Source organism: Streptomyces sp. NPDC055078 (genome assembly GCF_053607985.1).
Map to the genome: position 1 here is coordinate 1 of NZ_JBSGUP010000190.1, position 12708 is coordinate 12708.

Below are 12708 nucleotides of genomic sequence, written 5' to 3' on the forward strand. Positions count from 1 at the left end.
GGGCGTAGGGGGCGGTTCGGGGCGGAGCCCCGGGAGGGCCCGCGCCCCTCGCGTGGGCTGCCGCGCACGCCCTCCGGGCGTGTCCTCAAACTCCCCCAGACTTCGTCCGGGGGGACCCCCAACGGGCTGAACTTCCGCGAGCCGCCTATGGGCGCAGGGTCTGCTCCCTCGGGTTGTCGCGCTTGTCGAGGCGGGCGTCGAACCTGGCCAGGGGTTTGGCCTGGGACGTGTCCTGCTGGACGGCGGCCGGGGCGACACCTGCCCAGCGCTGGATGGCGGCGGTGGCCGCGGCCTTCTCGTCCGGCACCAGACCTGCCACGTTGGCGCCGTGGTTGCCGCCGGGCGCGGTGTAGACACGGCTGTCCCGGCTGCCCTTGCCGAGGCGGAACGGCTCGGCGCCCCAGGGGTCGTTCTCGCCGTAGACGAACATCATCCGCCGGGCGTTGTGCCGCACCCAGCGGTCGACGTCCTTCATGGCCCCCGGCTGGAAGCGCATCGGGATGTCACGGGGGACGAAGTTCCGCGGCGGCTGGTACCCGTAGCGGCTCAGGCCCTCCAGATGGGGCTGTTCGATGTCCGGCGAGCCCAGTTGCGTACCGGCCTGGTAGTAGTACGGCGTGTACGGGGCGAGCCCCTGGTCGGTGTAGAAGGAGAAGCCGGAGATCTTGTCGATCGCGTCCCAGAGCTGCTGGTCGGTCGCGGTCCGGGCGTCCGGGACCGAGGCGCAGTCGGAGATCTTGCTGTACTGCCAGAAGGCCCAGGTGTAGTCGAGGACGACGGCCTCGAAGGCCCGGTCCAGCGAGCCGACCGTCTTGAAGGTGTTGCTGTTGGCCGCCGCGTACCGCTGGTAGATCTCCGACAGCGGTCCCCGGCGGACCAGGGCCTCGCGCTGGACGGCGTTCAGCTTGTCGCGGCACTCCTCGGTGCCGACGTTGTCGAGGAAGCGGTCGTACGCCTCGTCCTCGTCGTTCACCGCGTCGTTCGGGGCGACGTACGCGACGACACCGTCCATGTCGCGCGGGTAGAAGCGTTCGAAGTAGGTGGCGGTCATGCCGCCCTTGGAGCCGCCGGTGGCCAGCCACTTACGGTCGTAGATCTTCTTCAGCGCGGTGAAGACCCGGTGCTGGTCGCTGGCCGCCTGCCAGATGTCGAGCTTGGACCAGTCGGCCGGGTCGGGCCGGGACGGCGTGAAGAAGCGGTACTCCAGGGAGACCTGGTTGCCGTCGACGATCGCCGTGGGTTCGCTGCGGCGCGGTGTGGTGCTCAGCCCGTAGCCGGAGGTGAAGAAGACGGTGGGCCGGACCGTGTCCTTGTGCAGCAGTGTGAGCCGCTGGGTGAAGGTCCCCTTGCGCGGGTTCCGGTGGTCCACCGGCTGGGTGTAGCCGAGAACGAAGAAGCGGTATCCGGGATAGGGCTTCTCCTCGATCAGACTCATGCCCGGGATCGCGAGGATCCGGTCCTTGATGTCCGTGCCGACGGTTTCCCCGCCGGTCGTCGTACCGGTCGTCGTACCGGAACCGGTTGTCGTACCGGTCGTCAGACCGGTCGCAGGCTGCGCGGCGGTGGCCGCGCCTGCGGTCGCTCCGGCCGCACTCATGGTGCCGATGAGCACCGTGAGCGACAGCACCCCTGTGAGCGCCTTGCGCATTAACCCTCCCCTGATTCATCTGTGGGTCGCGGTGAACCTAGCGGGGGCAACACCCGTCCCGCCAGACCCCTTTGCCGGGGTCACCCGGGGTCACCGGGGCAGGTACGGGGAAAGTGGGGCGATACGCCTGAGGTTGGTGAGGCGTACGCGGTGAACGGCCGCCCTGAGGGGCCGCACGGCACCTTCTCCGGTCACCGGTCGCCCGGCACCGGTGAACGGTCGCCTTCCGCCCCGGAACGGACGACTGGGCAGACGCCGACGGCGGGCCGGCCTACGGCTCACTCCTCTCGGGCGCGCGGCACGGGAGATGAGTCAGCACAGAATCCAGCCGGTCGAGCGGCCGACGCCCGCGACCTTGCCGGAGGCGCGGACACAGCGGTTGAGCGCGTGCACACTGACCGGGCCCGCCTTGCGCTTGACGAAACCCTTCTTGACGACGGGACGGCCGCCGCGCGGCTGGAGGGAGACCGACATCCAGCGCCGTGCCCCGGGCCGCTTGGCGACGGTGACGGCGCAGGCGCGGCGGTGGCTCTTGTAGACGCGCAGCTCTCCGGTGGCGAATCTGAGGGTCTTCAGGGGGCGTCCTGAGCAGGTGACGGAGGTCGCCGCCTCGGCGCTGTGGATGCCGGGCCCGGCCACGGTCAGCCCGGCGACCGCCATCAGCACGGCGAGGAACGTCGCCAGCAGGCGCCTGCCACCGGTTCTCCGGGCACCCCCGGTCCTGCCGACTCCCCTGGGGCCCCCGGTCCTGCCGACTCCCCTGGGGCCCCCGGTCCCGCCGGCTCCCCTGGGGTCCCCGGTCCCGCCGGCTCCCCTGGGCCCGCCGTCCGGCTCCGTACCCCGCGCCGGTCCAGCCGCCCCAGCGGCCCCAGCCACCCCAGCCGCCTCCGTACCGCGTGCGGCTCCGACCGCCTCCGTATCGCTGAGCGTCATCGCCCTCCACCTCACCCCGGGTCCCCGTACTTGCGTACGACGCGCCCAGGGCTCGAATGGTTGTCGGACACCGCCGGGGGCACGCCCCCGTACACCCCCATCACGCCACGGCGTGCACCCCGGGTCCGGACTCGTCCGCTCCGGTGAAGGTGCGCCACAGGGCCGCGTACCGGCCGTCGAGGGCGAGGAGTTCGTCGTGTGTCCCGTCCTCGGCGACCCGGCCGTCCGCCATCACTATCACCCGGTCGGCGCGGGCGGCCGTGGTGAGCCGGTGGGCGACGACCAGGGTGGTGCGGCGGCCGGTGAGGCGGTCCGTGGCCTGGGTGACCTGGGCCTCGGTGGCGAGGTCGAGTGCGGCCGTGGCCTCGTCGAGCAGCAGTATGTCCGGGTCGACCAGTTCGGCGCGGGCGAGTGCGATCAACTGGCGCTGGCCCGCCGAGAGGTTGCGCCCGCGCTCGTCGACGGCGTGGAGATAGCCGCCGTCGAGGGTGGCGATCATGTCGTGGGCACCGACGGCGCGGGCGGCGGCCTCCACCTCGGCGTCGCTCGCGCCGGGACGGCCGTAGGCGATGGCGTCCCGGACCGTGCCCTCGAAGAGATACGCCTCCTGGGGCACGACCCCCAGCCGGTGGCGGTAGGCGGTCATGTCCAGTTCGCGCAGATCGGTGCCGTCGGCCGTCACCCGCCCGCGGGTGGGGTCGTAGAACCGTGCGACCAGTTTGACCAGGGTGGACTTGCCCGCGCCGGTCTCCCCGACGAAGGCGACGGTCTGCCCGGCCGGTATGCGCAGCTCGATTCCGCTGAGTGCCTCCGCTGCGTCCCTCTCGGCACCCTCGGCACCCTCGGCCCCGTAGCGGAAGTCGACGTCCTCGAACGCGATCTCCCCGCGCAGCGAGCGGACCGCGACCGGTTCCTTCGCCCGCGCGGTCGAGGTGGGCTCGGCCAGCAGTTCCTGGATGCGCTTGAGGGAGACGGCGGCCTGCTGGTAGCCGTCGAAGACCTGGGAGAGCTGCTGGACGGGGGCGAAGAACAGCTCGATGTAGAGGAGGTAGGCGACTAGCGCGCCGGTGGTGAGGGTGCCCGACTCGATCCGGCCGGCGCCGACGATCATCACGGCCGCGGCGGCGACCGACGACAGGAGCTGGACGAAGGGGAAGTAGACCGATATCAGCCACTGGCCGCGCACCCGGGCCCGGCGGTAGCTGTCGCTGCCGCGGGCGTAGCGGGCGTTGCCGTCGGCCTCGCGGCGGAACGCCTGCACGATCCGCAGCCCGGAGACGGACTCCTGGAGGTCGCCGTTGACGACGCTGATGCGGTCGCGGGCCAGTTCGTACGCCTTCACGCTCTGCCTGCGGAAGTAGAACGTGCCGATGATCAGTACGGGCAGGGTGGCGAAGACCACCAGCGCGAGCTGGACGTCGATGACGACCAGGGCGACCAGGATGCCCAGGAAGGTGACCACCGAGACGAACGCCGTGACCAGCCCGGTCTGCAGGAACGTCGACAGCGCGTCGACGTCCGTCGTCATCCGGGTCATGATCCGGCCGGTGAGTTCCCGCTCGTAGTAGTCGAGCCCGAGCCGCTGGAGCTGGGCGAAGATCCGCAGGCGTACGGAGTAGAGGACCCGCTCGCCGGTCCGGCCGGTCTTGCGGATCTCACCGGTCTGGGCGAGCCACTGCACCAGCACGGTCGCGAGCGCGAGGCCGGAGGCCACCCAGACCGCGCCGAGCGCCACCTGTTCCACGCCCTGGTCGATGCCGTACCGGATCAGTACGGGGAGCAGCAGGCCCATCCCGGCGTCGACGGTCACCAGCAGCAGGCTGAGCAGCAGGGGCAGCCCGAAGCCGCGCAGCAGCATGCGCAGGCCCTGGCCCTCCCCGTGGGTGTGCTCGGCGCGCAGAGCACGGGCCTCGTCGATACCGGGGGTGTCGTCGGCCGGGGGCAGCGCCTCGACCTGGGCGAGGAGTTCCGGGGTCGCGTCGGGCGCGGCGGCTTCGGCCGCGCGCTCGTCCCGTTCCCACAGCCGGGGCGTGATGCCGCGCTCGGCGTCGAACTCCGCATCGAGTTCATCGCGTACGGTCCGGTCGTCGTCGGCGGTGTGTGCCTCCGCCTCCAGGGCCGGGGCGTGTCCGGGCGAGACCCCGCCCAGTTCCTCGGGGTCGGTGAGGAGCCGGCGGTAGCGGGCCGAGGTGCGGGTCAGCTCCTCGTGGGTGCCGATGTCGGCGAGGCGGCCACCGTCGAGTACGGCGATACGGTCGGCCAGATTGAGGGTGGAGCGGCGGTGGGCGATCAGCAGGGTCGTCCGGCCGGCCATGACCGAGCGCAGTGCCTCGTGTATCTCGTGCTCGACACGGGCGTCGACGGCGGAGGTGGCGTCGTCGAGGAGCAGCAGCCGGGGGTCGGTGAGGATCGCGCGGGCGAGCGCGACACGCTGGCGCTGGCCGCCGGAGAGGGTCAGTCCCTGTTCGCCGACGCCTGTGTCGTAGCCGTCGGGCAGTGCGGCGATGAAGCGGTCGGCCTGGGCGGCGCGGGCGGCGGTCTCGATCTCCTCGTCGCTCGCCGACGGCTTGCCGTAGGCGATGTTGGCGCGGATGGTGTCGGAGAAGAGGAAGCTGTCCTCGGGGACGAGGCCGATGGCGGCCCTCAGGGACTCCTGGGTCAGTTCGCGTACGTCGTGGCCGCCGACGAGGACCGCGCCCCGGGTGACGTCGTAGAAGCGCGGCAGCAGCAGCGAGACGGTGGACTTGCCGCTGCCGGAGGCGCCGACGACGGCGACGGTCTCGCCCTCGCGGATCTCCAGGGAGAAGCCGTCGAGTACGGGGCGCCCGTCGTCGTAGCCGAAGGTGACATCGTCGAACTCGACGGTGGCAGGGGCGTCCGGCGGAAGCTGTTTGGTGCCATCCCTGAGGGTGGGCTCGGTGTCGATCAGCTCCAGGACACGTTCCACGCCCGCGCGGGCCTGCTGGCCGACGGTGAGGACCATGGCGAGCATCCGGACGGGTCCGACGAGCTGGGCGAGATAGGCGGAGAAGGCGACGAAGGTGCCGAGGGTGATCTGTCCCCGGGTGGCGAGCCAGCCGCCGACGGCGAGCATCGCGACCTGGCCGATCGCGGGGACGGCCTGGAGGGCGGGGGTGTAGCGGGAGTTCAGCTTGATGGTGCGCAGCCGCCCGGCGAAGAGCCGGCGGCCCGCCTCACGGAGTTTGCCGGTCTCCTGGTCCTCCTGGCCGAAGCCCTTGACCACCCGTACGCCGGAGACCGCGCCGTCCACGACGCCCGCGACCTGCGCGGCCTGGCTCTGGGCGTACCAGGTGGCGGGGTGCAGCCGGGTGCGGCTGCGGCGGGCGATCCACCAGAGGGCGGGGGCGACGGCGAGGGCGATCAGGGTGAGCGGCAGGGAGAGCCACGCCATGACGACCAGGGAGATGACGAAGAGCATGATGTTCCCGATGGTCATCGGGAGCATGAAGAGCAGGCCCTGGATCAGCTGGAGATCGCTGGTGGCGCGGCCGACGACCTGTCCGGTGGACAGCTCGTCCTGGCGGCGGCCGTCGAGGCGGGTGATCGTCGCGTACATCTCGGTGCGCAGATCGTGCTGGACGTCGAGGGCGAGCTTGCCGCCGTAGTAGCGGCGTATGTAGGTGAGGACGTAGACGATGAGCGCGGCGGCTATGAGGAGGCCCGTCCACACCGCGAGGGACCTGGTGCGCGCCCCGATCACATCGTCGATGACGACCTTGGTGATGAGGGGGACCAGGGCCATGACGCCCATACCGGCGAGGGACGAGCCGAGGGCGAGCACGACATTGCGCCGGTACCGCCAGGCGTAACCGGTCAAACGCCGTGCCCAGCCCTGTTCAGCCGCCGCCACGTGGTGCCTCCCGTTTGTTTTGTTCCAGTCCCACCGGAAGGCACCAACGCCGCGGACCTCGGATTTCATCCCGCTGTCATGTTCGCGGGGCGGGTGGAGTGGCTCGGGCGGGGCGCACGGCGCGGGGCGCGGCACCGCGTGGCACCGGGCACGCATCCGTCGGCCCGGCACCATGCCCGGCACCATGCCCGGCGCCACGTCCGGCACCCGGTGCGCTGAGCACCGCGGAGACGGTGCGGGTCAGCCGGTCGCCGGGGTGCCGGTCGCCGGGATCGCGTCCTTGGCGGCCCGCTCGGGCGTCGCCGGGACGGCTTCCCTCGGGACGGCGGGCGGTGCGAACGCGGTGCGGGACGACGCCTTCGGGTTGAGGTCCTTGTGGATGGCCCGCGAGACGGCCTGGATGGTGTTGACGCCGTCGTTCATGGTCCGGTTGCCATGGGTGAGGACGGTGATCGTGTAGTTGTGCCCCTTGCCGGTGAAGGCGCCGATGCTGTGGACCCGCCAGCCGTGGGTCTTGCGCGACACCCAGCCGTTCTTGACCTGGACGGTCGCGGTGGCGGGTGCGCCGGCCGGAGTGCCCCAGCGCTGCGCGGGGACGACCTCGCGCATCAGCTTGAGGACATACGCGCGCGAGGCGTCGGTGAGCAGGGTGCCCTTCGTGGTCAGCAGGGCGAGCAGCCGCTGCTCGTCACGGGTGGTGATCTGGGTGAGCCCCCAGTAGCCGCCCGCCCCCGGCACGGTCTGGGTCATCTGCGCGCCGGTGAGGAAACGCTGGACCTTGGTCACGCCCAGCTGCCGCCACAGGGTGCTGGTGGCGGCGTTGTCCGACTTGGTGATCATGGCCTTGGCCAGGTTCTGCTCCCGCGAGGTGAGCGCCCGCCCCTGCTTCTGGGCGTCCAGGAGCAGCGCCCCGAGCACGGTGACCTTGACGACGCTGGCCGAGTCGAACTTCTGGGCGGCCCGCAGACTACAGGCCGTCTTGGTGACCGGGTCGTTGACGTAGATCGCGACGGTGCCCTTGCGGCCCTTGAGGGCGGCGGTGATGTCCCGCTTGAGCTTGTCCGCCAGCCCGGCCTTCTTCGACGAGCAGCTGACCGCGGGGGGCGCGGCGGCCGACGCGGTGGGTGCGGCGGCCACGGCGACCGGCACCATGGTGACGGCGGCGAGCACCGCGGCGGCGGCACGTCTGCGCGGGGCTGTTCCTTGCGGGATTCTGGATCGTGGCTGAATCATGGACCGATTTCCCCGTCCCCTGAGTACATCCGGTGAGTACATGCGAGTGTGCACGCGATTGTGCACCCGCCACTCTTGACTCCTGGCGGACAGGATGGTTGTACGGCTGATCGGCCACTCATCCGGCCAGTTTCGCGGCAGTGCCACGCGGACCTCGAAGGTGCTGGTGAGCGAAGCTCAGAAGTACGGGTGAACGGCGCGTGAGACGGCTTCCACGGTGTCCACGCCGCTGCCCATGGTCGCGTTGTCCTGGGTGAGCACGGTGATGGTGTGGTTCCGTCCCCCGCCTGTGAAGGCGCCGATGCTGTGTACCCGCCAGCCATGTGCGGCACGCGGCAGCCAGCCGTTCTTCACCTGAGCGGTGGCGCTGGCTCCGGCGGTGGTGCCCCAGCGCTGCGCGGGGACGACCTCGCGCATCAGCTTGAGGACATACGCCCGCGAGGCGTCGGTGAGCACGGAGTTCGCCGTCGTCAGCAGGGCCAGCAGCCGCTGCTCGTCCCGTGCGGTGATCTGGGTGAGCCCCCAGCGCCCGCCCTCGCCCGGCACCGTGTCCGCCATCCCCGCCGCCGCGAGGAAGTCCTCGATCCCCGCCCTGCCGAGCTGCCGCCACAGCGCGTCGGTCGCCGCGTTGTCCGACCTGGTGATCATGTCCCGGACGAGCCGCGCCTCCCGCCCCGTCAGCGCGCGCCCCCGCTCCGCCGCCTCCCGCAGCAGCGCCCCGAGCACCGTCACCTTGACCACACTCGCCGAGTCGAACCTCCGGTCCGCCCCCAGCTCACAGCTCGTCCCGCTGACCTGGTCGTGCAGATACACGGCCGTGGTCGCCGCCCGCCCCTCGACGGCGTCGAGGATGTCCCGCCCCAGCCCGTACGCCATCTCCACATCGAACGACGCACAGACCACCTCGTCCTCATCCTCCCCGGCCCCCCGCCCCCCGTCCGCCACCGCGGGCGCCGCCGTCAGCAGCGTGACCAGAGTGACCAGAGCGACCAGCAGTACGGCCCCGAGAACGGCGGCGGCGGTGCGCGGCGGGTGGTGTGTCACGGCGGCCCCCTCGGGTTGTGGGGGTCATTGACGCATGCGTACCTGTGAGGGGGACGCCACTGTGCCGGTGAGGGCCGGCGGCTGTGCAACCGCGAGGGCGGGCGCGGCACTTGTGTACGCGCCGGGGGCGGGCGTTCAGGACTTCCCGGGTTGAGCCACCCACACCGTGGGCTGGTGGGTGGCTCTGGCGACCGTCTCGAAGTCCGCGTCGCAGTGGAGGACGCTGAGACCTGTCAGTTCCGCGGTCGCGGCGACGAGAAGATCCACCGGGCCGGCACTGCGATGCTCACCCCGGTCGGTGAGCATTCGCTGGACCGCGCGTGCTCGGCGGTAGACATCGTCGGGTACGGGAACCCAGTTGAACAGTTCGGCGAGCAGTTCTTCCTTGGCGAGACGATCGGCCAGGGATCGCGCCGAGTAAAGGATCTCCATCTCCGTGATGTCGCACAGCCCGATGATCCCGTCGGCCAGATGATCGCTCCAGCGCTCCCGCACCGACTTGTCGGTGACGATCCTGACGATCGCGGAGGTGTCGGCGAGATGAATGACCGGACTCACCGCCGGTAGTTCTCCTTGTGCAGCAGGACATCGAAGTCCCCGCGCGCACCCATGTCGGCCAGCTGATCCAGTGCGTTCAGCCGACGGCGCCTTCTCGCGATCTCCCGCAGGGCGGCGTTGACGGTGTCCTTCTTTGTCGTTGTACCCAGTATCGAAGCGGCCTCGCTCAGCGCCTGATCGTCCAGGTCTTCCATATAGAGATTCGACATCGCATATCCTCCATATGCATTTGGCATACAGAGCATATCCCACCCTTCGTGAGCGGCACCCCGATCACGCGTCCCGGCGCCGCAGCGCCGCCCACCCCGCCCACACCGCCGCGCCCGCCCACAGCCCCAGCACCCCGGCGCCGGTCCAGGGGCCGACTGTCCCCTCCGGCTTCTGGAGGAGGACCTGCTGGCCGGCCCGGTCGGGGAAGAAGTCGGTGAAGGCGTTGCCGCCGTCGGAGATGTCTCCGGCGACGAAGGAGAGCAGCACCATGACGGGGATGAGCAGGCCGATCACCATGGGGGCGCTGCGGGTCGCCGTGGTGAGGCCGGCCGCGGTGAGGGTCATCAGGGTCAGATACAGGGCGCAGCCCACGACGGCCCGCAGGGCGCCCGGGTCACCGAGGCCGAGGGAGACGCCCTGGTCGGACAGGAGGGCCTGGCCGGCGAGGAAGCAGGTCAGGCTGGTGACGAGGCCGACGGCGAAGGACAGGACGGCGACGACCGCGAGCTTCGCGGCGTAGAGGACACCCCGGCGGGGCACCGCCGCCAGGGAGGACCGGATGCCGCCGGTCCTGTACTCGCCCCACACCGTCAGCGCGCCGAAGCAGACCGCCCCGATCGTGCCGAAGTTGAGGCCGTAGAACACGGCGCGCAGCGGATCGAACTCCGGCTTCGCCGTTTCGGCCGGGCCGAAGGAGCCGCTCATCAGCAGGGAGATGACCGTCGTCGCGAGGAAGGCGGAGAGCAGGCAGACGGGCAGCGACCGGACGGTGCGGATCTTCAGCCACTCGGCGTGGGTGGCGGGGACGAACGGCATGGTCATACCTCCGGGGTGGCACTGGCGGTGTACTCGGTCTCACCGGCGGTCAGGGCGAGATACGCCTTCTCCAGGGAGGCTTCCTCCCCGGCGAGTTCAAGGATCGGGATGCCCTCGCGGGCGGCGATCCGCCCGATGTCCTCCACCAGGGCGTCCGGGACGCTCCAGCGGCCGTCGTCGCTCTGCACGGGCGCGTATCCCCTGGCGACGAGGGTGGTCCGCAGCCGGTCCCCCTCGGTGGTGCGCAGCCGTACGCGCGAGGTGGTCCAGGCGGCGATGAAGTCCCGGGTCCCGGTGTCGGCGAGGAGCCTGCCCCGGCCGAGCACCACGAGGTGGTCGGCGAAGGACTCGGTCTCGCCCATCAGATGGCTGGAGACCAGGACGGTCCGCCCCTCGCCCGCGAGCCCGCGCATCAGCTCACGGATCCAGATGATGCCCTCGGGGTCGAGCCCGTTGGACGGCTCGTCCAGCATCAGTACCGGAGGGTCGCCCAGGAGGGCCGCCGCGATCCCGAGCCGCTGGCGCATCCCGAGGGAGAAGGTCCGGACCCGGCGCCGGGCGACCGCCGCGATCCCGGTCTGTTCCAGGACCTCGTCCACCCGGCGCACCGGCACCCGCCCGGCCGCCGCCAGGACCCGCAGATGGTCCCGGGCGGTACGGGAGCCCAGCGCCGCCCCCGCGTCGAGGAGCGCGCCGACCTGGTGCAGGGGCTCGGTGATGGCCGCGTAGGCCCGGCCGCCGATGGTGGCGGTGCCGGAGGTGGGCCGGTCCAGGCCGAGGACCAGACGCATGGTGGTGGACTTGCCCGCGCCGTTGGGGCCGAGGAAGCCGGTGACCCGGCCGGGCAGCACGCTGAACGTCAGCTCGTCCACGGCGCGGGTCGAACCGTACTCCTTGGTCAGGTTCACTACATCGATGCTGGTCATGACCTGAGCCTGGCTGCCGCCAAGGGGCCCGCGCCTCCCCGGTGCGGGGGCGGCGGCTCCCCCGTACGGGGGAGCCGTACGGATCCGGCCGAATGGCACGATGGCCGGATGCCGCCGCTGTCCGCCGTGCTCCGCTCACCGGTCGGGGTACTGACCGCGCTGACCCGCTCGGTCACGTACACCCGCTGGCTGCATCTGTCGATGAGCGTGATCGTCATCGGCATGTGGATGTTCGTCGAGGAGGGGAAGCTCTACCTCCCCGTCCTGCTGCTGGCGCTCTCCGGCCTGGTGCCCGCCATGCGGCTCTCCGAGGGCCTCCAGGCGCGGCTGCTGCTGACCGGACACGGGTTCAAGGACTCGTCGTCGGGTATCTCCGTGCGGCCGTCGGCCACCTGGGGCGATCGCTGGCGTACGGTCCTGTGGCTGGAGATCAGGCTCGCCCTGGGCACGCTCACCGGTTACCTCACGCTCCATCTGCCGGGCCTGGCCGTCAATCTGGCGCTCGCCGCGACCGGCGGCCCCGAACAGGTCGCCTTCGTCACCGTGCCCGGCGGCCACTGGTGGTACTGGCTCCTCGTGCCCCTGCCGGTCATCGCCCTGCTGGCGTTCGTCGTCGGGGCCGGGAAGCTGATCACCGTTCTCGCCCGCGCGCTGCTCGGCCCCTCCTCCCAGGAACGGCTCGCCGCCCTGGAGGAGCGCACCGAACAACTGCTGGAACGCAACCGGATCGCCCGCGAGCTGCATGACTCGATCGGGCACGCGCTGACCGTCGCGGTGGTCCAGGCGGGCGCGGCGCGGGCGGCGGGGAGCCCGGAGTTCACCGACCGGGCACTGACCGCGATCGAGGAGACGGGGCGGGCCGCGCTGGAGGATCTGGAACGCGTGCTGCTGGTGCTGCGGGAGTCCGAGCAGCCCGTCAGCGGCCGCCCCACCCTCGCCGACGCGGACCGGCTGCTGGAGTCCGCGCGCGCCTCGGGCGCCGACATCGACGCCGAGGTCACCGGCCCGCTCTCGCTGGTCCCCGGGCCGGTTTCCCGCGAGGGCTACCGGATCATGCAGGAGTCCCTGACCAATGTGCTGCGGCACGCGGGCCCGGTGCCGACGCGGGTACGGATCAGCGTCGCGGACACCCGGCTCGAACTGGAAGTGATCAACCCCCTGCCAGCCCCCGGCCCCGCCTCCGTCCCCGCGAACGGCCGTGGCAGCGGCCTGCGCGGCATCCGCGAGCGGGCGGCGCTGCTCGGCGGGGAGGCCGTGACGGGCCCGTACGAGGGTGAGTGGCGGGTCCGGGTGGGACTGCCGCTGTCCGGCCCGCGCTGACCGTCCGCGCACCGCCGACACCTTGCCCGCCGGGGGCGGGGTCCCCGCACACCGAGCCCCAACCCGGGCCGGGGTTGTGCGGCCGGGCGCATCAAGCCCCGACTTGCGCCGAGGGCAGGAAACCGGGCACATCAAGCCCCGCCGGCGAT

At 71.5% G+C, this 12708-nt stretch carries 10 protein-coding genes; 1 reads left to right on the forward strand and 9 read right to left on the reverse strand.

Features of this window, described 5'->3' with window-relative positions; all coding sequences use genetic code 11:
* Positions 1-145: 145 nt before the first annotated feature.
* The 9 genes from ACWF94_RS17925 to ACWF94_RS17965 form a co-directional block, all read right to left on the reverse strand.
* Positions 146-1648 carry a S28 family serine protease gene (locus ACWF94_RS17925; protein ID WP_453488655.1) on the reverse strand — a complete coding sequence of 501 codons (1503 nt, stop codon included), beginning with the start codon at positions 1646-1648 and terminating at the stop codon, positions 146-148.
* 312 nt (positions 1649-1960) lie between these two features.
* Positions 1961-2308 (reverse strand): hypothetical protein, encoded by a 348-nt coding sequence (locus ACWF94_RS17930; protein WP_453488682.1) that lies wholly within the window; start codon positions 2306-2308, stop codon positions 1961-1963.
* Between the two features lie 373 nt (positions 2309-2681).
* Complete coding sequence (locus ACWF94_RS17935) at positions 2682-6452, reverse strand: ABC transporter ATP-binding protein (RefSeq protein ID WP_453488657.1); 3771 nt, start codon at positions 6450-6452, stop codon at positions 2682-2684.
* A 240-nt stretch (positions 6453-6692) separates the two neighbouring features.
* Positions 6693-7685 carry a serine hydrolase gene (locus ACWF94_RS17940; RefSeq protein WP_453488660.1) on the reverse strand — a complete coding sequence of 331 codons (993 nt, stop codon included), beginning with the start codon at positions 7683-7685 and terminating at the stop codon, positions 6693-6695.
* 177 nt (positions 7686-7862) lie between these two features.
* Positions 7863-8729, reverse strand: a complete 867-nt coding sequence (locus ACWF94_RS17945; RefSeq protein ID WP_453488663.1) for a serine hydrolase — start codon at positions 8727-8729, stop codon at positions 7863-7865.
* 135 nt (positions 8730-8864) lie between these two features.
* On the reverse strand, positions 8865-9287 hold the full coding sequence (locus tag ACWF94_RS17950; protein ID WP_453488666.1) for a PIN domain-containing protein: 423 nt from the start codon (positions 9285-9287) through the stop codon (positions 8865-8867).
* Positions 9284-9496 (reverse strand): type II toxin-antitoxin system VapB family antitoxin, encoded by a 213-nt coding sequence (locus ACWF94_RS17955; RefSeq protein WP_453488669.1) that lies wholly within the window; start codon positions 9494-9496, stop codon positions 9284-9286. The genes ACWF94_RS17950 and ACWF94_RS17955 overlap by 4 nt, the downstream gene beginning before the upstream one ends.
* 64 nt (positions 9497-9560) lie before the next feature.
* Positions 9561-10319 (reverse strand): ABC transporter permease, encoded by a 759-nt coding sequence (locus tag ACWF94_RS17960; RefSeq protein WP_453488672.1) that lies wholly within the window; start codon positions 10317-10319, stop codon positions 9561-9563.
* Entirely contained in the window at positions 10316-11239 is a 924-nt protein-coding gene (locus ACWF94_RS17965; RefSeq protein ID WP_453488675.1) for an ATP-binding cassette domain-containing protein, read from the reverse strand. Before ACWF94_RS17965 ends, ACWF94_RS17960 begins: the two co-directional genes overlap by 4 nt.
* Positions 11240-11347: 108 nt before the next feature.
* On the opposite strand from ACWF94_RS17965, the gene ACWF94_RS17970 reads away from it, so the two are divergent.
* Positions 11348-12559: a sensor histidine kinase gene (locus ACWF94_RS17970; RefSeq protein WP_453488679.1), complete on the forward strand. Its 1212-nt coding sequence runs from the start codon at positions 11348-11350 to the stop codon at positions 12557-12559.
* The last annotated feature ends 149 nt before the right edge of the window (positions 12560-12708 follow it).